The organism is Caulobacter sp. HMWF025, from assembly GCF_003060965.1.
Classification (GTDB): Bacteria; Pseudomonadota; Alphaproteobacteria; order Caulobacterales; family Caulobacteraceae; genus Caulobacter.
Map to the genome: position 1 here is coordinate 1 of NZ_QAII01000112.1, position 22,633 is coordinate 22,633.

The following is a 22,633-nucleotide window of genomic DNA, read 5'->3' on the forward strand; positions in this document are numbered from 1 at the left end:
ATGCAGAACATCATCCGCGCCGAGCGCGACGGCACCGTCAAGGCCGTCAACGCCAGGGCCGGTGACCCCGTCGCCGCCGATCAGGTCCTTGTGGAGTTCAACTGAGGCGCGTGTTATCGCCCAGGTGGAATCTGAGGGCGCGCGATGACCGTTTGGCGTGAGTATTTCGGCATTACGGGTCGGCTCCGTCGCCGTGACTACTGGCTGCGCTGGATCATTTCGGTCGTGGTGATCACGATCCTGGATGTCATCGCCAGCCTGCTCCTGGGGCGATCGGAGGGCTACTGGCCCGCCAATCCGGTCAGTTGGGCGCTGTGGCTCGTGTCGTTCTGGGTCGGGCTCGCCCTGATGGTCAGGCGACTTCATGACCGCAACAAGGGGCCGGTCTGGATCCTCGTCTACAACATTCCGGTCATCGGCTGGATCTGGTGCGTTGTTGAAATAGGCTTTCTGGACGGCACGCCGGGCCCCAATCGCTATGGCCCTTCGCCCAAGGGCGTCGCTGCGGCGTCGTCAGTTGCGCCGACGCTCGTCGAGTAGCGCTCTTCCGCCGTCGCGACCTAGGCCCTAGATTGGTTCTGTCGGCGCGAGGTCGACTCGAAGAGGGCAAGATGAACGGTCGAAGTGAATGGGCGGAACTGTTCCTGTCGTCGAACGGGCGGCTGTCGCGGACGCCGTTCCTGATCGCCGCTGCGGTGCTGATCGGCGTGGCCACGCTCTATGAGGCGATCGCCAATCATGTCCTGCACCTGCTGACCGGGTGGTTCGTCTATCCGCCGCTGATGTTTTCGACCGTTTGCCTGCTGTCCAAGCGCCTGCACGACCGGGGCCGTTCGGGCTGGTGGGCGGCGCTGATCCTGATGGCCATCGTCGCGGTCTGGCCGCAGCCGGAGCACTATCTGGATTTTGTGTTCTCGCTGGTCATCCTGTGGGCCATTGTCGAACTGGGCGTGATGGGGGGCGAGCAGGGGGCCAACCGCTATGGTCCGCCGCCCTTGAAGCCCGTTTCGATCTAGGGGTTCTGCCCCCCGTCCTGGCGGCGGGCGTCAGACCGGCGCAGCCACGTCCTCGACCGGTCCGAACACCCTCTGGAAGCCGGCCTTCAGCGCGGCGTCCGCCTCGTCCATCGTCACAGGCAACCCGAGGTCGACCAAGCTGGTCACCCCATGCTCGGTTTGGCCGCACGGTACGATGCCGGAGAAGTGGCCGAGGTCCGGCTCCACGTTCAGGCTGATTCCGTGGAAGCTGACCCATTTGCGCAGCTTGACGCCGATGGCGGCGATCTTTTCCTCGCGCGACCAGCCTGCGCCCTTACGCTCGACCCAGACCCCGACCCGGCCCTCGCGCATTTCGCCGACCACATTGAAGGCGGCCAGGGCGTCGATGATCCAGGCCTCAAGCCCGGCCACGAAGGCCCGGACATCGCGGCTCCGCCGGCTCAGGTCCAGCATCACATAGGCCACCCGCTGACCAGGCCCGTGATAGGTGTACTGGCCGCCGCGCCCGCTCTCGAAGACCGGGAAGCGGTCGGGCTGGATCAGGTCAGTCGCCTTGGCCGAGATCCCGGCCGTATAGAGGGGCGGATGCTCCAGCAGCCAGACCAGTTCGCCCGCCGCGCCCTCGGCAATGGCGGCGGCGCGGGCCTCCATGGCGGCAACGGCTGCCGGGTAGGGGACGTAACCGGTCGAAACCGCCCACCCGACCGGGGTCTCGTCCAGCCGCCGGATCGAAGGTGCGCCTTTGTTTTCAACGCTTAACGGGAGATCAAGCATACGGCCCTATTCTTGCATTCTCGAACTCGCGACCAAGAATGGTCGAGAGTCGATTCAGGGGCCTTAGTTCGTGAGCCAGGTCAACGCCGTCAATGTCGAGATCTCCGTTCTTCTGGGGCGCTCGATCCTGCCCATGCAGCAATTGCTGCGCATGGGACGTGGCGCGGTGATCCCGCTGGACGCCAAGACCAATGACGAGGTCTGGATCCTGGCCAACAACCATCCCATCGCCCGGGGCGAGATCCAGATCAGCGACGACCGGATCGCGATCCAGGTCACCCGCGCCGCCGATGTCTACGACTATATGGCCGGCGGAAGCTGAGGTTTGGCACGAAGTTCGATTTAGACGAACTCGGCCCTTTCCAAATCAAACTCAGTTTGCTACCTGCCGCCCCTCACCACGAGCGGTCGTGGCGGAATTGGTAGACGCGCAGCGTTGAGGTCGCTGTGGGGCAACCCGTGGAAGTTCGAGTCTTCTCGACCGCACCAGGTGAACAAGAGTAGGGCGTGCCCGGCGAAATCGGTTTCCGACTCGCTGGGCGCGCTCTAATCGTTTCCGGGCTTGGCTTTCGCAGCGGAGGCCAGCCCCCGACAGCCGGAACACGCCCGCGAATTCAAGCCGCAAGCTCAGGAGGCCCCCATGACCCGGGACATCGCCGAACTGAACGACGAACGGCTTGACGAGAATCCCTTCCCCCGGTCCGCGACCGCCGAGGATCTCGAAGACCTCGCCCTTGGCGACGACTACGCGCTCAATCCCGAATATGTTGAAATGGTCGTTGACGCGGCCGACAGCGGTAATACCGAGCGCCTGCGGGAGCTGGTCGGCGCTCTGGATCCCGCAGACGTCGCCGACCTGATGGGCTTCCTGTCGGCCGGCTATCGCGAGGAGGTGATTCCGCTCCTCGACCCGGAGGCTCTGGGCGAGATCATCGCCGAACTGGAAGACAACATCCGCGAGGAGGTCCTGGAGGCCACCTCGTCGGTGACCCTGGCCCGGGCACTCGAGGAACTGGATACCGACGACGCCGCCGACGTCATCGACGACCTGGACGATACCCGGCGGTTCCAGGTGCTGGCCGCCATGGACGAGACCGACCGGGCCGCCATCGAGACGACCCTGTCCTACGAGGACGAGACCGCCGGCCGCCTGATGCAGCGGGAGTTCCTGGCGGCTCCGGAGTTCTGGAGCGTCGGCCATACGATCGACCACGTCCGCGAGGCCGGGGACTCGCTGCCCGAGCTGTTCTTCGACGTCTATGTCGTCGATCCGACCTACAAGCCCGTCGGGGCCATTCCGATCAGCCTGCTGCTGCGCAGCCGCCGCGAGACCCGCCTTTCGGAGCTGATGGAGGCGGTTACCGAAATCGGTGTCGGGATGGACCAGGAAGAGGTCGCCTACATCTTCGACAAGTATCACCTGATCAGCGCGCCGGTCGTGGAGGCCGGAGGGCGCCTGGTGGGTCAGATCACCGTTGACGACATCGTCGGCGTTATCCGTGAAGAGGCCGAGGAGGACATCCTGGCCCTGGCCGGTGTGTCCGTGGCAGGCCGGGACGCGACCGTGGTCGACATCGTCCGCTCGCGCCTGCCCTGGCTGATGCTGAACCTCTGTACGGCCACGGTGGCCGTGAGTGGGGTTGCGGTGTTCAAGGACGAGATCGCCAAACTTGTGGCGCTGGCGATCCTGATGCCGATCGTCTCATCGCTGGGCGGCAATGCCGGAACCCAGACCCTGGCCGTGGCCGTACGGGCCCTGGCCAGCAAGGAACTGACTACGGCCAATGCCCGCCGCATCGTGCTGCGCGAGCTGTCGGTCGGCCTGGTCAATGGTCTGTGCCTGGCCCTGCTGCTCGGCGGCGCGACCTTTATGCTGTTCGGGCCCGAGGACCATCATGGCAAGCTGGCCATCACCGTCGGTCTGGCCCTGGTCGCCAACATCTTCATGGCCGCCGTCGGCGGCATTCTGGCCCCACTGGCGCTGGAAAAGATGGGGCGCGACCCGGCCGTATCGTCGTCGATCTTCGTAACCTTCCTGACGGACTTCACGGGCTTCTTCGCGGTTCTACTGATCGCAGCCCTGCTGATGCACTGACCCTGCGGCCCACCATTTGAACCGGAAGCCGGCAGGCCGGCGGGTTACCCCGGGCGGCCCCTATCTTGCGAGACGAGACGCGAACGCATCCGCGTCTGTTTCAAATTGGGTCATTCCTCGCGATGAAGCCGCGTCATCAGGTCTCCCGCGCCGCCGTCGACCTCATCAAGAGGTTCGAAGGCTATCGAATGAAGGCCGCCCAGCTCCCCGACGGGCGCTGGACGATCGGCTATGGCCACACCCTGACAGCGCGTGAAGGCGCAACGGTCTCGGAAAAGGACGCCGAGGCGCTCCTTCTCTACGATCTCATCTCCGTCGCCCATGCGGTGAACGAGCATACCTACGCCCCCCTGAACCAGAACCAGTTCGATGCGCTGACCTGCTTTGCCTTCAACATCGGCGTGAGCAGCTTCACGCGCTCGGGCGTCCTGCGCCGGATCAATGAAGGCTCGCTGCTTCAGGCCGCCTGCGCCATGGAGATGTGGCGCAAGGCCGATTTCGAGGGCGAGCGCATCGTCATCGACGCCCTGGTCCGCCGGCGTTCGGCCGAGAAGGCCCTGTTCCTGTCGCCGCCGGATGGCGTCTGGATCGCTTCGCCTACGCCCGTCCTGACGCCCAAGGTTGACTATGATGCCGCCTGCAGCGTGCCCCGTCAGACCCCGGCCGCCGTCACGACGCGCTTCGAGGGCGACAAGGCCCTGGTTGAGCGGGAAGATGGCCTGCCGCTCGAACCGGCTTCGGCCGACGATGATGGCCCCACGGCCAGCGAGAAGGCCGCTGCGGCGGTCAGCGCGCGCCTGGAAGCCATCCTGCCCGATGTTCCGGTAGCGCCGGTGCCCGCGAACGTTTCGGTTCGCGACGACCTCGGCCTTCCCGAGCCGCCGGCTCCGGTCCCGCCGGTGGTCGCCGAGGCCGCGCCTGTGGCCGTACAGTATCAAGAGGCGGCCCCCGAGCCCGTGCCCCCGGTAAAGCCTGAGGTGCGGCCCGCGCCCGATCAGGTATTCCGTCTGACGCCCGATCCGGCGCCGGAGGTGCAGTCGTTTGTATCCTCCACACCTTTCCCGGCACCCTATGCACCGCCTGTGGCCGAACCGTCCCTTTTTGAGACAGTCGCGCCGAACCGTTCTTCGGTCTTCAATCTCGGTGGGTTCTCCACCAGTGAAGACGTGGCCCTGAGTGCGATGGACGTTCCGTTCGTGGAGGCCGAGACGCCCCGGTTCGGCAACTTCAGTCTGCTGGTCAGCCTCGGTATCCTGGGCCTGGCGATGTTCAGCGGCGGCGTCCTGTGGATCCTGACGGTTGCCTCCGGGCCGGGACTGTCCCAGGTGAAGCTGTTCGGCTACGGGGCCAGCATGATCGGCGCGATCTGCTTTGTCGTGGCAGCCTATCTGCTGCTGCGCCGTCTGGCCGGACCCGACGAGACCGGCGAAGCCTAGTTTCCAAAAGTCCGAACTCAGCCGCATGAAACGCCCGCAGGTCTGCTTGATCTGCGGGCGTTTGTGCTATGGAGTGCAGCATGATGACAAATTCCGCACCCTCGATGGACTTCGCGCTGGGCGAAACGGCTGACGCGATTCGAGACACCACCGCGCGCTTCGCCGCCGATCGCATCGCGCCGATCGCCGCCAGGATCGACGAGACCAACACCTTTCCCCGGGAGCTTTGGGTTCCGATGGGGGATCTTGGCTTGCACGGGATCACGGTCGAAGAGGAATTCGGGGGGCTGGGGCTCGGCTACCTTGAGCATGTCGTGGCCATGGAGGAGGTATCCCGGGCCTCGGCTTCGGTCGGTCTGTCCTACGGCGCGCACTCCAATCTCTGCGTCAACCAGATCCGCCGCTGGGGCACACCCGCGCAGAAACATCGCTATCTGCCCAAGCTGATCAGCGGCGAGCACGTCGGTTCCCTGGCCATGAGTGAGGCCGGGTCCGGTTCGGACGTCGTGTCCATGAAGTTGCGGGCAGAGCTGAAGGGCGACCGCTACGTTCTGAACGGCACCAAGTTCTGGATCACCAACGCGCCCCATGCCGATACCCTGGTCGTCTACGCCAAGACCAGCGAGCGCGGCATCACGGCCTTTCTGATCGAGAAGGGCATGAAGGGCTTCAGCATCAGCAAGAAGCTCGACAAGATGGGCATGCGCGGCTCTGACACCGCCGAGCTGGTGTTTGAGGACTGCGAGGTCCCTGAGGACAATGTCATGGGGCCGGTCGGCGGTGGCGTCGGCGTTCTGATGAGCGGGCTCGACTATGAGCGGGCCGTGCTGGCCGCTGGGCCTCTGGGCCTCATGCAGGCCTGTATGGATGTGGTCCTGCCCTATGTGCGTGACCGCAAGCAGTTCGGTCAGGCGATCGGCTCGTTCCAGCTCATGCAGGGCAAGGTGGCCGACATGTACGTCGCCCTGAACTCGGCCCGGGCCTATGTCTATTCGGTCGCGCGGGCCTGCGATGCGGGCAAGACTACACGGTTTGATGCGGCCGGCGCGATCCTCCTGGCCAGCGAGAACGCCGTGAAGACCTGCCTTGAGGCCATCCAGGCCCTGGGCGGCGCGGGCTATACGCGCGAGTGGCCCGTCGAGCGTTTCCTGCGGGACGCAAAGCTTTATGACATCGGGGCCGGGACCAACGAGATCCGCCGGTTCCTGATCGGTCGTGAACTGGTCGGCGGCTAGCCTGGCCGCCGGTCAGGCCGGCGTCGATTCGCTTCCGGACATGAAAAAGGGCCGCCCCTGAGAGGGCGGCCCTTCCATCGTCGAAACCGCTTCGCAGCGGTGTGACTTGAACCTCGCGTTTCAGCGCCCTTAGGCGGAGACCTCGCGTTTCAGGCCCCAGGTCACAACATGCGACCGCGGTGGGAGACAATGAGACACTGGATCACCTCCTTTCAGTTGTTGAACAACACGGGAGGAGTATGCGCGCGCTTTTCAAGCCTTGGGAAGAGGGCAGTGGCGCGGCGGGGAGTCGCGGTCTCAGAGGCCTGGGTCAGGACACCAGCATCTTGATGCCGACAACCACCGCTGCCCAGAACAGCATGTTCCCACCGAGCACCATCGGGCGCAGGAGCGAAAAGCGGTGATGGGCCGGCATGAAGCTCGCCGATTTCGACCGGCGATCCATAACCATGACGAGTTTGGCGGCTTGTTGCATTGTGAGCGTCCTTCCCTTGGGCCCCTCTTCAGGAGGCCCGAATTAGATATAGGGTAAATAGTGGATAAACAAAGGGGTGTGGTAGCAATTTTCGCCAATTCTGGGTGCCAATTGTCGCACCCATCATCATATGCCCCAATTTCCTTTAGTTGCCGGAACAAAATGCCTCAATTCGTGGAAAATATCTCGTATTGGGGATTAAAATTGCGTCAAAGTATCGACAATTTTTGACGTTGCTGTAAAAAATGCTGCACCTGCGGTTGGGTTTGTGGCCATTTTTGACGCGAACGTCGATATTATTTCTCGCGTACCAGGGGAATCGAGCGTGATGGTTTGCGGTCACATTGCCGACCGTTGCGGTCTTGGGGGCCGGGCCGCCAGCGAAGATGACCGCCACATTTTCCCCGTGGAATGGTTGCGCAGGCGATTGCGCAACGAGACTTTCGGTCAAATTGGACCATCTGCGGCATGCTTTGTCCCTTGCCTGGCGGACCGGATCCGTGGGCCGCCAAGCCTGTGGTCGCCTCAAGGTCGCCGGCTGAATGGTCGCCTGAACGGCGAGTGGCCCCTGCAAGCTTCATTGCAGGTGACCTTGTAGACTCTCAATGCACCGCCTTTTGTTTAGCCGTGCGCTCATCCCAATCAATAATTGTCCTCACTCGAGCTTACTCTGCTTTTTACTGATGCATGACTTCAGTCGAGGCTATGGGAGCGTCCTCGTCGGGTACCAAACTCTGGCAGTATCATCTTGCAAGGACTGCCCGGCATTTTCGTCAGCTTGCTGACTTTCGCGCGGCGGGCTTGTGCGGGCTCTGGCGGCTCTGGCGGCTCTGGCAGGACGGGGTGTCAGCTGATCGATAGGCCGGTTGTCGCAACGGACGACCTTATGCCTTCGGTGGAGCGTTTCTGGCGTTGAGGGCGCGCTCGACCAGGCTGGGGCGGCGGCGAAGGTCCGCCACCGGACGCTCAAGGGCATCCAGTACGATCGAGGCGGCGAGTTTGCCGGCGCTCACGGCGGGGGCGAAAGCCTTCCAGTCGCGAATGTCGATTCGGTCGAGGCGGGGGGTGATCAGGACATCCGAGGCCTCACGGCTCGCCGTCAGGTCCCGTCCGGTGGAGACGGTCGCCGCGCGCATGAGCAGGGCGACGATCGGCGGGCCCTTGCGCCATTCACCCGACCAGAACCAGCGCCAGAGGGACGGAGGCGTAATGACATCCTCGTCTGTGATGCTACGCCCACGCGTCACATCGACCCCGATGATCGGGCCCAGTTGAAAGGCGCGCATCACGTCGGCCGGAAAGTTCTTCATCACGGCCCCGTCCACGAGAACGGCACCGTTCTCGCAGACCGGCGGCAACACGCCGGGCAGGGCGATGGAGGCTCTCAGGGCATGCTGAAGCTCGCCGCGGCGATGCAGTTGATAGGATCCCGAGGTCAGGTTTGACGACACGCAGAAGAACGGCAGCCAGAGGTCGCTGATCTGTATGTCACCGAAATGCTCGGCGAGCCTGGCCTTTACCTTGTCGCCGCGGGTCATGGCGATCAAAGGAAAGGCGATATCGTCGACCGGGCTGGACTCGACAAAGGCCTTGCGAATCCGGCGTTCCATTTCGCCGTCATCCCAGCCCATGGCCAGGCCTGCGGCGATGACCGCGCCCATTGACGCGCCGCCGACGAAGTCGATGGGAATGCCGCGCTCGCGCAGGGCCTCGATCGCGCCGATATGGGCATAGGCACGGGCGCCACCGCCGGACAGGACCAGCCCCACGGACTGGCCCGTCAGCACGCGGGCGATCCGCTGCACGTCGGCCATGCCGTTTTCGCGCAGGTGGAACAGGCGGGCGGCCTGGGTGGCCTGCATCCAGGCCTCCGACCCTGCCGGTTGCCGGATGTCGGCGGGCTGCAGCAGGATCAGATCGACCAGCCGCTGCGTCTGCAGGGGGCTGGAGGCGTAGGAGGGCACTTCGCCAGGCGGGAGACGGTCGCCGCGTCCGACGCGGAACAGTCGATCGACCTGACGGCCGACCACGTGTTTCCAGGCTGTCTCGTCGGCCTCCGCCACATAGAGCACGAAGTCATGGTCGCGCTCGACGTGCGAGAACCACTCTGTCGGTGCCGACTGCGACTCACTGCCCTCGACGGTGACCGAATAGCCCAGGGTTTCCATGGCGCGGCCGATCCGTTCGACCACCGGCCGGATGGCGGCTCCCGGCTCAACCGCGATAAAACCGAAGACGGACGGATCGCCAACGGCGGCATGCGTCTGGGCCTGCCGGGCGCGCTGGATCATCAGACGCGACAGTTCCAGCATCACTGTTGGATCGCCTTCGGCGGCGCTAAAGAAGTCGGCCCGCGGCAAGGCGAGGATTTCGCTGTCCCGCAGGGCGACCAGATTGGCAGAATGCGGCATGCCTCCGATCAGCGCCATTTCGCCGGCCGGCTCGCCAGGGCGGATCACCCCCAGGAACTGAGGCTCCTGACCCTCGTCCCGACGAAAAGCCCCCAGGCGGCCGGTCCGAAGGAAATACAGCTGATCGGCCGCCTCGCCGGGCCCATAGAGGGTCGCGCCGCCCGGCAATGAAAACCAGGTCGCCCTTCCGTCACGCCGTTCACGGGCGAACAGGCGCGCCAGGGCCGAGTCGTTAAAGGTATCGAGCGGAGTTCCCACGGCCTTGACGCTAACGTGGATGGCAAGACTTGACCATCAGCCTCCAATTGGTGCGACTACAACACCCCCGCCGATCCGAATTTCGGAGGGATTTTGCTGATTTGTGCAATGCGGCAGGTAAAACAACTACCTTCCGGGTTGGAATGGAAAAGGCTATGCCTCGCCTATGCCGAAACTGAACTCCGTTATCGACCCGTCCAGCGCGACCTTCGCTCGCAACGCTAGGCACAATCGCGCCCTGGTTCAGGACCTGCAGGGCCGGGTCGCCGAGGCCGCCCTCGGCGGGCCGGAAGCGACACGCCAGCGCCATCTGGCGCGGGGCAAGCTGCTGCCACGCCAGCGTGTCGAGCGCCTGCTGGATCCGGGTTCACCTTTCCTCGAAATCGGACAGCTGGCAGCGTGCGATCTCTATGACGGCGAGGCCCCGGGCGCGGGCGTCATCACCGGCATCGGCCGGGTCTCGGGTCGGGAAGTTATGATCGTCGCCAATGACGCGACGGTCAAAGGCGGGGCCTATTTCCCGATGACCGTGAAGAAGCATCTTCGCGCCCAGGAGATCGCTGCCCAGAACCGTCTCCCCTGCGTTTACCTGGTCGACAGCGGCGGCGCGAACCTGCCGCACCAGGCCGAGGTCTTCCCGGACCGCGACCATTTTGGTCGCATCTTCTTCAACCAGGCCCGGATGAGCGCGGCGGGTATCGCCCAGATTGCCTGCGTCATGGGGTCGTGCACGGCCGGCGGGGCCTATGTGCCGGCCATGAGCGACGAGACGGTCATCGTGCGCGACCAGGGCACGATCTTCCTGGCCGGGCCCCCGCTGGTGAAGGCTGCGACCGGTGAGGTCATCAGCGCCGAGGAACTGGGTGGAGCCGATACCCACGGCCGGCGCTCGGGTGTGGTCGACCACGTCGCTGAAAATGACGAGCATGCCCTGGAGATCGTCCGCTCCATCGTCGCCAACCTCAACACTACCAAGCCGGCGGAGATGGTGATCGCCGACGCCCGGCCGCCGCTCTACGACGCCGAGGAGCTGTACGGCATCATTCCGACCGATGTCCGTGCGCCCTATGATGTGCGTGAGGTCATCGCCCGGATCGTTGATGCCAGTGCCTTTGACGAGTTCAAGGCCCTGTACGGGACGACCCTGGTCTGTGGTTTTGCCCGCATCTGGGGCCAGCCGGTGGCGATCCTGGCCAACAATGGTGTGCTGTTCAGCGAGAGCGCCGTGAAGGGCGCGCACTTCATAGAACTGGCCTGCAAACGCAAGATTCCACTGGTCTTTCTGCAGAACATCTCGGGCTTCATGGTCGGCGGAAAGTACGAAGCCGGCGGCATTGCCAAGGACGGGGCCAAGCTGGTCACGGCCGTTGCCTCGGCCGAGGTGCCCAAGTTCACGGTCCTGATCGGCGGCAGCTTCGGGGCCGGCAATTACGGCATGTGCGGTCGGGCCTACAGCCCGCGCTTCCTGTTCACCTGGCCCAACAGCCGCATCAGCGTGATGGGGGGCGAGCAGGCCGCCAGCGTTCTGGCGACGGTCCACCGCGACGCCGCCAAATGGACCGATGAGGAGGCCGAGGCGTTCAAGGCTCCGATCCGCCAACGCTACGAGGACGAAGGTAATCCCTACCATGCGACCGCGCGGCTGTGGGATGACGGGATCATTGATCCGGCTCAAACCCGTGATGTTCTGGGTCTGGCCATATCGGCCAGCCTGAACGCGCCCATCCCGGAGACGACGTTCGGCGTATTCCGGATGTAGGCAAACGAGGCCGTCGCCTCGCACGTTGCGCCTAAGCTGCACTGCCTCGCCAGACCCCAGGAAGGCCAAGACCGATGACCAACCCGATCGCTGACCCCATTGTCGAAGTTCCCGACTCCGACGCCATGAGCCCTCTCGTCCACCTGGAGAGCACGCCTGAGGGCGCTGTGACCGTCTGGATCAATCGTCCTGAAAAGAAGAACGCCTTCGATGCGGCGACCATCGCCGCGTTGCGTCAGGCGTTCGAGACCCTGCACGGGGCCGAAGGGGTTCGGGTCGTCTTCCTGCGCGGCGTCGGTGGGGCGTTCAGCGCCGGGGCTGACCTCGGCTGGATGGCCGATGCCATCGACTGGAGTGAAGATGACAACCGCCTGGACGCCCTCGAACTGGCGCACATGCTCAAGGCGCTGCACGACATACCGGCCCTGACGGTGGCCCTGGTCGAAGGGCCTGCCTTCGGTGGCGGAGCCGGGCTGGTTGCGGCCTGTGACCATGCGATGGCCAGCAGCGACGCCCGGTTCAGCTTCTCGGAGGTCAAGCTGGGCCTGACCCCGGCCACTATCAGCCCCTATGTCATCGCGGCGCTCGGACCGCGTACAGCCAAGCTGCTGTTCGCGACCGGCCGTGTGTTCGATGCTGACGCCGCCTGGAGCTACGGCCTCGTCGACGAAGTGTTTGACGACGCGGCCGGCCTCGAAGCGGCCCGGGACGCCCTGGTCGAAGAGATGGTGCCGTGCGCCCCCGGCGCGATCGGCGACGCCAAGGCCCTGGTCAATGATTTCGCGGGTCAGAAACTCGACAGGGGCCTGATCGAAGAGACTGCCAGGCGCATTGCGCGCCGTCGCGTGTCGGACGAGGGGCAAGAAGGCGTGCGCGCATTCCTCGGTCGTCGTAAACCGGCCTGGTCAATCTAGGCGCGATTCACGACGCGAATGCAGGGACCGGGGGCGGTATGACGGGTGAACTCGAGGCGGCGGCGGCGGACTCCATTACGGACGCCTTCCGGCCCAGAAAGAAAAGGCCGTTCGACCGGCAGGGCGAGCCTTGCGCCAACTGCGCGGCACCGCTTGAGGGGTGGTACTGCTATTCCTGCGGGCAGAACGCTGACACCCATCACCGGACGATCCTGCACCTGATCTGGGAAGCCATCGAGGGGATGTTCCACCTCGACGGCCGCCTGGCGCGCACCCTGCCGCTGATGTTTTTCAGGCCCGGCGTCCTGGCCAAGGACTATATGGAAGGCCGGATCGCGCGGCATGTGCCGCCGTTCCGCACCTTCCTGGTCGCCTTGCTGCTGTTCATCTTTGCGGCCGAGCACGCGATCCATAACCTCAAGCACCACGTGGAAGAGCAGAACCACGAGCGCGCCGCCGTCCTGGCCACGCCGCAGGGCCGCCTGAGCGAGGCGAACAAGCTGCGTGCCGATGCGCTCAGGGTACGGGACGAGGGCCTTGCGGAACTGGCGTCGACGCGGGCCAGCGATCTGAAGGAGCCCGACGGGGACAAGGCCGCGATCAACAAGGCCTACGAAGAGCAGGTTCGGCGGGTTCGGGCTGAATATGCTGCGGCCGAGACTGAAGCCCTGGCGCTACAAAACAACCCCAAGGCGGGCGAGGAGCTGCTCGCGCGTGACGCAACCACGCGTCGGAAAGCCGCCGAGACCGTGCGGACGATGCCGCTGGACGGCACCCCTGAGGAAATCCAGGCCCACGCCGCCAAGCTGGGTGAAACCGGCGGCGCGTCCGTGAATGTCACGGCCCGTGAACCGAAGGTCCAGGTCCGTTCGTTTTTCGGCTCGGAGACCTGGTTCAAGGAGGGCCTCGCCAAGGCCCTCGAGAACCCGGAATACTACATGGTGGTGATGTTCGGCTGGGCCCACCGCCTGGCCGTGCTGCTGCTGCCGATCATCGGGCTGAGCCTGGCGCTGGTCTATGTCAACAGGCGCCAGTACTTCATCTATGATCACCTTCTGGTCGCGACCAACCTGCTGTCATTCTCGTTCCTGACCAACGCCATCGGGATGGTGCTGCCGTCGCCTTTGACCGTGCCCTGGTTCGTAATCCTGGCGTTCTGGACGCCCATCAACCTCTTCCAGACCCTTCGCGGTGGCTATGGTTCCACCGTCGGCGGCGCGGTGTTCAAGACCCTGATCGTCTGGGTCATGAGCGTGTTCGCCTTCGTCCTGTTGCTCAGCCTCCTGCTGCTCTTTTCTCTTTCCCAGATTTAGGATCCGTCCTTTCCGTGATCGCTTCCGTCCTCATCGCCAATCGCGGCGAAATCGCCCGTCGGATCATCCGCACCGCCCAGGACCTGGGCGTGCGGACCATCGCCGTCTATTCCGAGGCCGATGCCGAGGCCCCGTTCGTGATGGAGGCCGACAGCGCCATCCTGATCGGCGCGGCCCCGGCGCGGGAGAGCTATCTCGTTCCGGAAAAGATCCTGGCCGCAGCGCAACAGATGGGGGCCGAGGCCATCCACCCCGGCTATGGCTTCCTGTCCGAGAACGCCGACTTTGCCCAGGCGGTGATCGACGCCGGTCTGGTCTGGATCGGTCCGCCGCCGTCGGCGATCCGGGCCATGGGTCTGAAGGATGCGGCCAAGTCGGTGATGATCGCCGCCGGCGTGCCGACGACCCCCGGCTATCTGGGTGAAGACCAGACCGTCGAACGGCTGTCGGTCGAGGCCGGCAAGATCGGCTATCCGGTCCTGATCAAGGCTGTGGCCGGTGGTGGCGGCAAGGGCATGCGCAAGGTGCTGGCGGCGGCCGACTTTGCCGAAGCCCTGGCCTCGTGCCGTCGCGAGGCCGCCGCCAGCTTCGGCGATGACCGGGTGCTGCTGGAAAAGTACGTCACGCGGCCGCGCCACATCGAGGTGCAGGTGTTCGGCGACAGCCACGGCAATGTCGTCCACCTGTTCGAGCGGGACTGCTCGCTGCAGCGCCGCCACCAGAAGGTCATTGAGGAGGCTCCGGCCCCCGGCATGGACGAGGCCACGCGAGAGGCCGTCTGCGCGGCGGCCGTCAAGGCGGCCCGGGCCGTTGGCTATGTCGGGGCCGGCACGGTCGAGTTCATCGCTGACGCCAGTGAAGGCCTGCGGGCCGACCGCATCTGGTTCATGGAAATGAACACCCGACTGCAGGTCGAGCACCCGGTCACCGAGATGGTTACGGGCCAGGATCTGGTCGAGTGGCAGCTTCGCGTGGCCTCGGGCGAGCCGCTGCCGCTGAGCCAGGACGACATCACCCTGGACGGCTGGGCCATGGAGGCGCGCCTCTATGCCGAGAACCCCCAGACGGGGTTCCTGCCCAGCACCGGAAAGCTGAAGCATTTCCGGCTGCCGGAGGGCGATGTTCGAGTCGACAGCGCGGTCGAGGAGGGCGGTGAGGTCACCCCGTTCTACGATCCGATGATCGCCAAGCTGATCGCCCATGGCGTCGATCGCGAGGACGCCGCTGCGCGTTTGGCCGAGGCCTGTGGCCTGGTCGAGGTCTGGCCAGTCAAGACCAATGCCGCTTTCCTGGCCCGCTGTGCCAGCCATCCGGACTTTGTTGAGGGGCGGATCGATACCGGCTTCATCGAGACCCGGCTCGATGACCTGCTGGAGCGACCCTTCACCGACGCTCCGACGCTGGCCGCCATCGGTCAGCACCTGGAAGGGTTCATGGCCGCCGACGAGCCTCGCGCCGATCCGTTCGCCAGCGCGCCTTCGCGCCTGCTGGGCTTTCGGATGAACGGGCCGCGCGCCGCGATGGACCTGCCGATGCGCGTGGACGGCCGCAAGGTCCCGCTGCGCGTCGCGCTTGCAGGCGGGGCCGGCGATGACTGGTCCTGGGACATTACCGTCGAGGACGGACGGCCCCTGGATGACGTGGACGTCCTGCCGACCGTGCATGGGGACGGACCGCTTCTGGTCTTCGAGGGCGGCGACGTTCAGGCGTTCGAGTTTGAATACCAGGCCGGTGCCAGCCAGTCGGCGGCTTCCGACGGCGCGATCCTGTCGCCCATGCCGGGCAAAATCGTCTCGGTCGTCGTTAAGGCCGGTCAGAGCGTCGTGAAGGGCCAGACACTGCTCACCCTCGAGGCCATGAAGATGGAGCACGCTCTGGCCGCGCCGTTCGACGGCGTGGTTTCGGAGCTGTCGGTCGAGGCCGGTGCACAGGTCAGTGAGGGCGTCGTACTGGCGCGACTGGATCCGGCGACCTAGGTAAGCGCCATGGCGCTTCACATGATCAAGCTCGTCGTCGGCTGCGACTCCATCGATGACCTCGTGGCATGGCACACGGGTGATGACCGGTGGGTCATGCACACGCGCATGACACCCAAGCGCATCGACGAGATCCTCGACGGGGGCTCGCTCTATCGGGTCTTCAAGGGCCAGATCCTGTGTCGGCAGAGGATCCTGGCGATCGACACCGTGGGGGAGGGAGAGGCCAAACGCTGCGAAGTGACGGTGGATCCCCCGATCATCCGCGTGGTGCCCCAGCCCCGCCGGGCCTTCCAGGGCTGGCGCTATCTGCCGGCTGAAGACGCACCTGCCGATTTGAGCGACAGCGAGGCGTCCGAAATGCCTCATGAGCTGGCGAGGCAGTTGCGCGAGCTCGGGGCCTGGTAGGTTTGGACAAGTGCGGGTTGTGTCGGCAACCTTTAGTCGTGTAACGCTGGCCTCTCATCTGAGGATCTGCCTATGCGTGCCACCTATGCGTGGATTGGAGCGAGCGTGACGGCCTTTGCCCTGCTCGTCGGCTTGGCCGTGTCGCTCAGGCTGGTGGGCTAGCCGCCCCTTCCGCCTAGACCGGCATGTTGTCGATCAGCCGGGTCTTGCCCAGCCAGGCCGCGACCAGGATGCGGCCGGCCGCCGCGCCGAGGGGGCCAGGCCCCAGTTTCGACAGGTCGGAAGCCTCACGGATATCCAGATAGTCAATCTGCCCAAAGCCGGCCGCCGTCAGGGCCGCCTTGCCGGCGGCCTCGGCCTCGTCGATCCGGCCTCCGGCGGCAACCGCAGTTGCCGCCTCGCGCAGGGCCCGGGGCAGGGCCGCCGCGATCGCGCGCTGCTCGGGCGTCAGATAGGCATTGCGCGATGACAGGGCGAGCCCGTCCTCGGCCCGCGCGGTCGGGGCCGCGATGATCTGGACGGGAAGATCCAGGTCGAGCACCAGACGCTTGATGACCTGAAGCTGCTGGTAGTCCTTCTCGCCGAACACGGCATAGTCCGCCTGGGCCTGGATCAGCAGCTTGGCGACGACGGTGGCGACGCCGCCGAAGAACTGCGGCCGGGCTGCGCCTTCCAGCGGGGCCGAGACCCCCGAGACATTGATCGCGGTCGAAAAGCCCGGGCGGTACATCTCTTCCGGCGTCGGGGCAAAAAGCAGGTCGCAGCCGACCGAGGCCAGCTTTTCGGCGTCGGCCGCCTCGCCGCGGGGGTAGGCGTCAAAATCCTCATGCGGCGCGAACTGCCGGGGATTGACGAAGACGCTGGCGACGGTCCGGGTCGCACGGGTCTGTCCGAGGCGGATCAGCGACAGGTGCCCGTCGTGCAACGCGCCCATGGTGGGGATAAGCGCGGTCTGCTCACCGGCGGCCTTCCAGGCAGCCACATGGGCGCGAAGCGCGCTGACGGTGCGAACGATGGTCAATGACGCCTGGGGCATCTGCGGCCTCTTGAGCAAACAGGCGAGGCTTATGGCCGAGGGGCGGGGCGACGTCCACCTTGCCGCACCGGTAGCGCTGGCGTTCGGTGACCTGCGACAAAAGGGCCTGTGGATCAACGTCATGACGGCTCGGTGCAAATGCCCGGGCCATGTTAACGTTTCGATAACCCGCGCGAGTCGCGGCAGGCTTAGGAGCGAGCGCATGGCCGAAACGCGCGTGATCGTTGTCGGGAACGAAAAGGGCGGGGCCGGCAAGTCGACCATCGCCGTACACCTCGTAACCGCCCTCCTGTACGGCGGTGCCAAGGTTGCGGTTATCGATCTGGACCTTCGCCAGTGCACCTCCATGCGGTTCTTCGAGAACCGTCGCACCTGGCTGGCCGACAAGAAGCTGAACCTGCCCGAGCCGCTGCAACTGCGCCTGAGCGAGGACGATGTGGCTCTGGCCGCCGCGCCGGACGAGGAGCAGATCGCCTGTTTCGAAGCCGCCTTCGCGCGCGGCCGGGAAGAAGCCGATTTCGTGCTGATCGACACCCCTGGCGGCGACACGGCGATCTCGCGCCTCGCGCATGGCCGGGCGGATCTGATCGTCACGCCGCTGAACGACAGTTTTGTCGACTTTGACATGCTTGGGCATGTCGACCCGGTGACCATGGAGCTGACGACGCCGAGCCTTTACTCCCAGTCCGTCTGGGAAGCCCGGAAGGCACGGGCCATGAGCGGCCAGCGGCAGGCCCTGGACTGGGTTGTGCTGCGCAACCGTCTTGCGACGACCGAGGCCCGGAACCGCAAACGCCTGGAAGACCGGCTTACGGCTCTCGCCAAGCGGGTGGGCTTCCGCATGGGCCCGGGGCTTCGCGATCGCGTTATCTATCGCGAACTGTTCCCGTTCGGCCTGACCATCGCCGACCTTTCGCCCCAGGTCCGCCCGGTCCCGGTGTCGCTCCAGCACCTGGCGGCGCGTCAGGAACTGCGCGCCCTGATGCATTCGCTTGGTCTTTCGGCCTATTCCGGAGAAACTCTGCTCGCTGCCCAGTAGGGGTCCCGTCCGGGACCCGCGTCGGGCGCCTTCGGTACGGTGATGATCTATCTTTTGCTTGGCGCAGCCGTCTTGGCGTTCGTTTTCTGGGGTGGCCGTCGACCTCTTCTGAAGGGTGACGGCTGGCGCGTGGGCGCGGGTGTGTTCGCCCTCGTTGTCTTTGCTGCCGCGGCCTACACCACCATCCGGGGAAGCTGGGGAACCGGCATCGTGCTCGGCATCGTCGGGCTCTGGAGTGCCTCGGAGGCCCGTCGGCGGCCGGCGCTCCGGCGCGCGCAGCCTCCAGCCGCTCTTGCCCAGAGCCTGACGGAGGCCCGATCCATTCTGGGGGTTGGTCCGGAAGCCACTGCCGACGATATTCGGGCGGCCCATGCGCGTCTGATCCGCCTGGCCCATCCTGACAAGGGTGGAACCGCCGGCCTTGCCGCCCAGCTCAATGCAGCCCGCGACCGGCTATTGACGGCGGGTCGCACCAAGGCCTGAGGTCGACGGGGTGACGACCCCGACCTCGGCCTTAGCGGGGTGACAGGACCATGCAGGGCTGGCGCTTGGCCGTGATGGCCGAGCAGGCGCTGCGGGCCGCTTCGGCGGTCAAACCCTGGAACTGGGCGCGGAAGGTTCCGCCGGCCCCTTCGACCGCCCCTTCGGCATCGACGACGGCCTTCGCGAATCGCTTGCGAACCAGTTCTAGCTGCGCCTTGGCCAGACTCTTGGACTTGAAAGCGCCGACCTGCACCGACCATTCGCCTTTCGGCTTGGCCTCAGCCTTGGTCGCGGCCGGCTTGGCCTGAGCCGTCTTCAGGCTGGGTGAAACCTTCAGGGCCGCCGGCTGGCGCGGGGTTTCCGTCAGAACGATCTTCAGGCCGGACTGATCGCCGTCGCCCTGCTCGATCGAAGGACGCATGACGGGGCCACGCGGTTCGTCCTCGTAGAGGTTGGCGGCGATTGTCGTGCGGTCGCCCTTGGACCGGCGCTTGAGCACGTCGAAGCCCGTCAGCAGCAGGTCTTCCATATTGTTGTCGCGCCAGGCCGTCGACTGTCCGCCCAGAACCACAGCGATCAGGCGACGGCCGTCGCGTACAGCCGAGCCGGCGAGGTTGAAGCCCGAGGCGTTGGTGTAGCCGGTCTTCAGGCCGTCAAAGCCTTCCATGCTGTCGAGCAGGCGGTTATGCCCCCGAACATAGTTGCCCCGGAAGGTGAAGCCCTTGATGCTGAAATAGGAATAGTACTGGGGGAAATCCCGCATCGTCGCGCGCGACAGGATGGCCAGATCGCGAGCCGTGCTGATCTGGCGGCTGTCGGGCAGGCCCGATGCGTTGACGAAGCGGCTGTTGCGCATGCCCAGTTCCTGACCGCGCAGGGTCATCAGGGCGGCGAACCGCGACTCACTTCCGGCGAGTCGCTCTGCCATGGCCACCGCGATGTCATTGGCGGACTTCACCGTCATGGCCCGAATGGCCTCGTCGACGGTCAGGCTGTCGCCGACCGGCAGGCCCAGTTTGGTCGGGGCCTGGGCTGCGGCGCGGGGCGATATGACAATGCGGTCCGTAGGCTTGAGCCGCCCTTCGCTGAGGGCCTCGAACGCCAGATAAAGGGTCATCACCTTGGTGACCGAGGCCGGGTAGCGCGGGCTGTCAGCCCTTTTGTCATAAAGGACTTCGCCCGAGTTGGCGTCGATCACGATCGCCGCATACTTCGGCTCAACAGCGTTCAACTGCAAATACGGGACCTGAGCGGCCGAAACGGCCGGCACAGCCAGACCTGTCAGGCAGGACAGGGCCAGTCCTGCGGCAGCGAACCAGGTACGAGCGGTGCGAAGCTTGGCGAACATGCTGGGAGCGTCCGTCATTTGATACTGAGCGGTTTCGCACCGCCACACACGAGACCCTAGCATGGCGGGTCGCGCCTTTCGTCAAAGTAAACAAGCGGTGAGCAACAAGGTCGCAGTTGTGAATAATTCGGGCGTGTTGCCGTCAAGCTTGCGTTGCCGCTAGGTCATGGTGCGCTGCACAATTTTCTTGACTGCTGCAGTGCAGCATGGCAAATCAGCGTTGTCCCAAGCGCATGGGGCTGCTCGCACAGCTTCGCCATGCCCCGCCCAACTGCCAGGAGACTCCCAATGGCCGCCGCCGAAACGATGAAGAAGACCGTCGAGCAATTCAGCACCGCCTCGAACCAAGCGTTCAAGGACGGCGTCGAGAAGTCGCTGGCCGCCCTGGCGGAAGCCAACACCCATTCCAAGAAGAACCTGGAAGCCGTCGTCGCGTCGGTGACCGCCGCCACCAAGGGCGCTGAAGCCCTGGGCGCCGAGACCTTCGCCTATTCCAAGAAGGCTGCTGAAGACCAGGTCGCAGCTGCCAAGTCGCTGGCCGGCGCCAAGAGCGTCCAGGAAGCCATGGAACTGCAGACCACCTTCGCCAAGTCGGCTCTGGAAGCCTATATCGCCCAGATGACCAAGGCTTCGGAGATCGTCTCGGCCTCGATCAAGGACTCGATGAAGCCCCTGAACGAGCGCGTCAGCGCCGCTGTCGAAAAGTTCCAGGCCGCTCGCTAAGGCGACCTGACGGGATCGGCCAGCGCGGTCCCGACGACGAGATCAAAGGCTCGAACCGGCAACGGTTCGGGCCTTTTTTCTTGTGCCGGCCTCTGCCGGCGCTAAGCATTGCGGCTCGTGAACGGAGCGCGTGATGTCGAGAATTGAAGATCGCCTGAATGAAATCGGCCTGGTGCTGCCGCAGCCGGTCGCCCCGGTGGCCAACTATGTGCCGTTCGTGCGCTCGGGGAACCTTGTGCACATTTCCGGGCAGATCTCGCTGGATGCATCCGGCGGCATCCGGGGCACGGTCGGCGTGGATGTCGATCTGGAAACGGCCCAGGCTGCGGCCCGCCTTTGCGGCATCAACCTGCTGGCCCAGATGAAGGCCGCCTGTGACGGCGATCTCGACCGGGTGGTTCGCGTGGTCAAGCTGGGCGGTTTCGTCCAGGCCGGGCCGGACTTCATCGACATTCCCAAGGTCGTCAACGGCTGCTCGGACCTGATGGTCGAGGTGCTCGGCGATGCCGGCCGACATGCCCGCTCGGCGGTCGGCGTCTATCGACTGCCGCTCGGCTTCGCCGTTGAGGTCGATGCGGTGGTGGAGATCCGCTGATGCATAGGCCCGAGCGTCCCTCTACCGAAGTGTTCGGCGAAGCGTGGGAGCGACTGTTCGAGCCCGCCATCGCCCACCGGGGGCTGTGGACGCCGGGCGGTGCCCCGGAAAACTCGCTGGCGGCCTTCCAGGCGGCCTGCGCGCACGGCTACGGCATTGAGCTGGATGTGCAACTGACCTCCGACGGCGAGGCTGTCGTCTTCCACGACTACAGTCTCGACCGCATGACGGCGCAGTCCGGCCGGGTGAAGGACCACACAGCGGCGGACCTGGGCAAGATCCGGCTGGCCGACTCGGACGAGACCATCCCGACCCTTGCCGAAACCCTGACCCTGATCGGTCACCGGGCCATGGTCCATATCGAGCTGAAGACGCCGTTCGGCGAGGTCGGTCCGCTAGAGAAGCGGGTCAGCGAGGTTCTGCTCGATCATAACGGCCCGATCGCCGTGATCGGTTTCAATCCCTATTCCCATGCCTGGTTCGCCGACCATCATCCGCAGATCCTGCGGGGGCTGGATTCCTACAGCTATGCCGACGGCAAGCCGGCCAAGCTGGCCCCCGAGCAGCGCAAGGCCTTCGCGGCCCTCGAACATGTCGAGATCGCCCGTCCGGACTTCCTGGCCCTGGGCCTCGACATGCTGCCCAGCGCCCGGGCCGACGACTATCGCGCCAGGGGCATGCCGGTGGTCGCCTGGACCATTCGCTCACCCGAGCAGTGGGAGGCCGTCCGCGATCACTGCGACAACCTGATCTTCGAGGGTTATCACGCGTGACGGCGGTCAGGCCGGCGGTACGCGTTCATCGCGAGATTGCCGAGATCGGATCCGAGGCCTGGGAGGCCTGCGCCGCCCCGACCGGCGATCCATTCATCAGCTATGACTTCCTCGCCTGTCTTGAAGAGAGCGGTTGCGTTGGCCGCCGGACGGGCTGGCTGCCGCAGCACCTGTCCATCGAGGACGAGACTGGCGCCGTCGCCGGCGTTATGCCGCTCTATCTGAAGTCCCACAGCCAGGGCGAATATGTCTTCGACCACGCCTGGGCCGATGCCTATGAGCGGGCAGGGGGGCGCTACTATCCCAAGCTGCAGTGTTCCTCACCGTTTTCCCCGGTCACCGGCTCGCGACTGATCGTCCGGCCGGACATCGATGCCGATGAGGGCCGCTCGGCCCTGCTGGGCGGGGCCCTGACCCTGTGCCAGCGCATGGAGGCCTCGTCGCTGCATGTGACCTTTCCCCGGGCCGAAGAGTGGGCATGGATGGGCGAGCGGGGCCTGCTGCTGCGGCAGGACCAGCAATATCACTGGGAAAACGGCGGTTACGCGACCTTTGACGACTTCCTGGCCGCCCTGTCGGCCAAC

The 22,633-nt window shown here is 65.3% G+C and carries 23 protein-coding genes and 1 tRNA gene; 19 read left to right on the plus strand and 5 right to left on the minus strand.

The annotated features are described in order from the left end of the window. The 3 genes from DBR10_RS12400 to DBR10_RS12410 form a co-directional block, all read left to right on the plus strand. A partial coding sequence (locus DBR10_RS12400; protein WP_146187844.1) for a biotin/lipoyl-containing protein occupies positions 1-105 on the plus strand: 105 nt, incomplete at its 5' end. A gap of 39 nt (positions 106-144) precedes the next feature. Further along, positions 145-540 (plus strand): DUF805 domain-containing protein, encoded by a 396-nt coding sequence (locus DBR10_RS12405; RefSeq protein WP_108503590.1) that lies wholly within the window; start codon positions 145-147, stop codon positions 538-540. Between the two features lie 71 nt (positions 541-611). Then, positions 612-1,016: a DUF805 domain-containing protein gene (locus DBR10_RS12410; protein WP_108503591.1), complete on the plus strand. Its 405-nt coding sequence runs from the start codon at positions 612-614 to the stop codon at positions 1,014-1,016. A 30-nt stretch (positions 1,017-1,046) separates the two neighbouring features. On the opposite strand, the gene lipB is transcribed toward DBR10_RS12410, so the two are convergent. Continuing rightward, complete coding sequence (gene lipB, locus DBR10_RS12415) at positions 1,047-1,772, minus strand: lipoyl(octanoyl) transferase LipB (RefSeq protein ID WP_108503592.1); 726 nt, start codon at positions 1,770-1,772, stop codon at positions 1,047-1,049. 70 nt (positions 1,773-1,842) lie between these two features. Between lipB and DBR10_RS12420 the strand changes: the two genes are divergently transcribed. The 5 genes from DBR10_RS12420 to DBR10_RS12440 all read left to right on the plus strand — a co-directional run bounded on the left by DBR10_RS12420 (position 1,843) and on the right by DBR10_RS12440 (position 6,538). Beyond that, positions 1,843-2,094, plus strand: coding sequence for a FliM/FliN family flagellar motor switch protein (locus DBR10_RS12420; protein ID WP_012287186.1), 252 nt, complete (start codon positions 1,843-1,845; stop codon positions 2,092-2,094). Between the two features lie 82 nt (positions 2,095-2,176). Next, positions 2,177-2,261 (plus strand) — tRNA-Leu (locus DBR10_RS12425). Between the two features lie 151 nt (positions 2,262-2,412). After that, positions 2,413-3,867 carry a magnesium transporter gene (gene mgtE / locus DBR10_RS12430; protein ID WP_108503593.1) on the plus strand — a complete coding sequence of 485 codons (1,455 nt, stop codon included), beginning with the start codon at positions 2,413-2,415 and terminating at the stop codon, positions 3,865-3,867. 122 nt (positions 3,868-3,989) lie between these two features. Continuing rightward, positions 3,990-5,303, plus strand: coding sequence for a lysozyme-family localization factor SpmX (gene spmX / locus DBR10_RS12435; protein WP_108556377.1), 1,314 nt, complete (start codon positions 3,990-3,992; stop codon positions 5,301-5,303). Between the two features lie 80 nt (positions 5,304-5,383). Further along, positions 5,384-6,538: an isovaleryl-CoA dehydrogenase gene (locus tag DBR10_RS12440; RefSeq protein WP_199223441.1), complete on the plus strand. Its 1,155-nt coding sequence runs from the start codon at positions 5,384-5,386 to the stop codon at positions 6,536-6,538. Positions 6,539-6,848: 310 nt separating this feature from the next. Here the strand turns inward: DBR10_RS12440 and DBR10_RS19100 are convergent, their stop codons facing one another. Both DBR10_RS19100 and DBR10_RS12450 read right to left on the minus strand, forming a co-directional pair. Further along, positions 6,849-7,013 (minus strand): hypothetical protein, encoded by a 165-nt coding sequence (locus DBR10_RS19100; protein ID WP_158272170.1) that lies wholly within the window; start codon positions 7,011-7,013, stop codon positions 6,849-6,851. 884 nt (positions 7,014-7,897) lie between these two features. After that, positions 7,898-9,682, minus strand: coding sequence for a patatin-like phospholipase family protein (locus DBR10_RS12450; protein ID WP_108503595.1), 1,785 nt, complete (start codon positions 9,680-9,682; stop codon positions 7,898-7,900). 166 nt (positions 9,683-9,848) lie between these two features. Here DBR10_RS12450 and DBR10_RS12455 point away from each other — a divergent pair, with 166 nt between their 5' ends. From DBR10_RS12455 to DBR10_RS12475, 5 genes are all read left to right on the plus strand, one after another. Further along, positions 9,849-11,441, plus strand: a complete 1,593-nt coding sequence (locus DBR10_RS12455; RefSeq protein WP_108556378.1) for a carboxyl transferase domain-containing protein — start codon at positions 9,849-9,851, stop codon at positions 11,439-11,441. 74 nt (positions 11,442-11,515) lie between these two features. After that, positions 11,516-12,355, plus strand: a complete 840-nt coding sequence (locus DBR10_RS12460; protein WP_108503596.1) for an enoyl-CoA hydratase-related protein — start codon at positions 11,516-11,518, stop codon at positions 12,353-12,355. Between the two features lie 38 nt (positions 12,356-12,393). Then, positions 12,394-13,668: a DUF3667 domain-containing protein gene (locus DBR10_RS12465; RefSeq protein WP_108503597.1), complete on the plus strand. Its 1,275-nt coding sequence runs from the start codon at positions 12,394-12,396 to the stop codon at positions 13,666-13,668. A 14-nt stretch (positions 13,669-13,682) separates the two neighbouring features. Then, entirely contained in the window at positions 13,683-15,644 is a 1,962-nt protein-coding gene (locus tag DBR10_RS12470) for an acetyl/propionyl/methylcrotonyl-CoA carboxylase subunit alpha (protein ID WP_108503598.1), read from the plus strand. A 9-nt stretch (positions 15,645-15,653) separates the two neighbouring features. Continuing rightward, positions 15,654-16,052 (plus strand): DUF1489 family protein, encoded by a 399-nt coding sequence (locus DBR10_RS12475; RefSeq protein ID WP_108503599.1) that lies wholly within the window; start codon positions 15,654-15,656, stop codon positions 16,050-16,052. 175 nt (positions 16,053-16,227) lie between these two features. Here the strand turns inward: DBR10_RS12475 and panC are convergent, their stop codons facing one another. Then, entirely contained in the window at positions 16,228-17,088 is an 861-nt protein-coding gene (gene panC / locus DBR10_RS12480) for a pantoate--beta-alanine ligase (protein WP_108503600.1), read from the minus strand. Between the two features lie 202 nt (positions 17,089-17,290). On the opposite strand from panC, the gene mipZ reads away from it, so the two are divergent. Continuing rightward, complete coding sequence (gene mipZ / locus DBR10_RS12485; protein WP_158272171.1) at positions 17,291-18,127, plus strand: division plane-positioning ATPase MipZ; 837 nt, start codon at positions 17,291-17,293, stop codon at positions 18,125-18,127. Between the two features lie 42 nt (positions 18,128-18,169). Further along, on the plus strand, positions 18,170-18,610 hold the full coding sequence (locus tag DBR10_RS12490) for a J domain-containing protein (protein WP_108503601.1): 441 nt from the start codon (positions 18,170-18,172) through the stop codon (positions 18,608-18,610). Positions 18,611-18,641: 31 nt separating this feature from the next. Here the strand turns inward: DBR10_RS12490 and DBR10_RS12495 are convergent, their stop codons facing one another. Then, entirely contained in the window at positions 18,642-19,958 is a 1,317-nt protein-coding gene (locus DBR10_RS12495; protein ID WP_108503602.1) for a D-alanyl-D-alanine carboxypeptidase, read from the minus strand. Between the two features lie 288 nt (positions 19,959-20,246). Between DBR10_RS12495 and DBR10_RS12500 the strand changes: the two genes are divergently transcribed. From DBR10_RS12500 to DBR10_RS20050, 4 genes are all read left to right on the plus strand, one after another. Then, positions 20,247-20,681, plus strand: a complete 435-nt coding sequence (locus DBR10_RS12500) for a phasin family protein (RefSeq protein ID WP_108490219.1) — start codon at positions 20,247-20,249, stop codon at positions 20,679-20,681. A 133-nt stretch (positions 20,682-20,814) separates the two neighbouring features. Then, positions 20,815-21,276 (plus strand): RidA family protein, encoded by a 462-nt coding sequence (locus DBR10_RS12505; RefSeq protein WP_108504251.1) that lies wholly within the window; start codon positions 20,815-20,817, stop codon positions 21,274-21,276. After that, positions 21,276-22,049, plus strand: a complete 774-nt coding sequence (locus tag DBR10_RS12510; protein ID WP_108504250.1) for a glycerophosphodiester phosphodiesterase — start codon at positions 21,276-21,278, stop codon at positions 22,047-22,049. The genes DBR10_RS12505 and DBR10_RS12510 overlap by 1 nt, the downstream gene beginning before the upstream one ends. Continuing rightward, the coding region (locus tag DBR10_RS20050; protein WP_233243395.1) for a peptidogalycan biosysnthesis protein at positions 22,046-22,633 on the plus strand (588 nt) is incomplete at its 3' end. The genes DBR10_RS12510 and DBR10_RS20050, both read left to right, overlap by 4 nt.

Excerpts from the sequence above, each read along its gene's own strand:
- mgtE (WP_108503593.1), top strand. The coding sequence starts at position 2,413 with ATGACCCGGGACATCGCCGAACTGAACGACGAACGGCTTGACGAGAAT.
- DBR10_RS12495 (WP_108503602.1), bottom strand. The coding sequence starts at position 19,958 with ATGTTCGCCAAGCTTCGCACCGCTCGTACCTGGTTCGCTGCCGCAGGA.
- spmX (WP_108556377.1), top strand. The coding sequence starts at position 3,990 with ATGAAGCCGCGTCATCAGGTCTCCCGCGCCGCCGTCGACCTCATCAAG.
- DBR10_RS12410 (WP_108503591.1), top strand. The coding sequence starts at position 612 with ATGAACGGTCGAAGTGAATGGGCGGAACTGTTCCTGTCGTCGAACGGG.
- DBR10_RS12490 (WP_108503601.1), top strand. The coding sequence starts at position 18,170 with ATGATCTATCTTTTGCTTGGCGCAGCCGTCTTGGCGTTCGTTTTCTGG.
- DBR10_RS12505 (WP_108504251.1), top strand. The coding sequence starts at position 20,815 with ATGTCGAGAATTGAAGATCGCCTGAATGAAATCGGCCTGGTGCTGCCG.
- DBR10_RS12475 (WP_108503599.1), top strand. The coding sequence starts at position 15,654 with ATGGCGCTTCACATGATCAAGCTCGTCGTCGGCTGCGACTCCATCGAT.
- DBR10_RS12510 (WP_108504250.1), top strand. The coding sequence starts at position 21,276 with ATGCATAGGCCCGAGCGTCCCTCTACCGAAGTGTTCGGCGAAGCGTGG.
- DBR10_RS12455 (WP_108556378.1), top strand. The coding sequence starts at position 9,849 with ATGCCGAAACTGAACTCCGTTATCGACCCGTCCAGCGCGACCTTCGCT.
- mipZ (WP_158272171.1), top strand. The coding sequence starts at position 17,291 with ATGGCCGAAACGCGCGTGATCGTTGTCGGGAACGAAAAGGGCGGGGCC.
- DBR10_RS12465 (WP_108503597.1), top strand. The coding sequence starts at position 12,394 with ATGACGGGTGAACTCGAGGCGGCGGCGGCGGACTCCATTACGGACGCC.
- DBR10_RS12500 (WP_108490219.1), top strand. The coding sequence starts at position 20,247 with ATGGCCGCCGCCGAAACGATGAAGAAGACCGTCGAGCAATTCAGCACC.
- DBR10_RS19100 (WP_158272170.1), bottom strand. The coding sequence starts at position 7,013 with ATGCAACAAGCCGCCAAACTCGTCATGGTTATGGATCGCCGGTCGAAA.
- DBR10_RS12405 (WP_108503590.1), top strand. The coding sequence starts at position 145 with ATGACCGTTTGGCGTGAGTATTTCGGCATTACGGGTCGGCTCCGTCGC.
- lipB (WP_108503592.1), bottom strand. The coding sequence starts at position 1,772 with ATGCTTGATCTCCCGTTAAGCGTTGAAAACAAAGGCGCACCTTCGATC.
- DBR10_RS12440 (WP_199223441.1), top strand. The coding sequence starts at position 5,384 with ATGATGACAAATTCCGCACCCTCGATGGACTTCGCGCTGGGCGAAACG.
- DBR10_RS12460 (WP_108503596.1), top strand. The coding sequence starts at position 11,516 with ATGACCAACCCGATCGCTGACCCCATTGTCGAAGTTCCCGACTCCGAC.
- panC (WP_108503600.1), bottom strand. The coding sequence starts at position 17,088 with ATGCCCCAGGCGTCATTGACCATCGTTCGCACCGTCAGCGCGCTTCGC.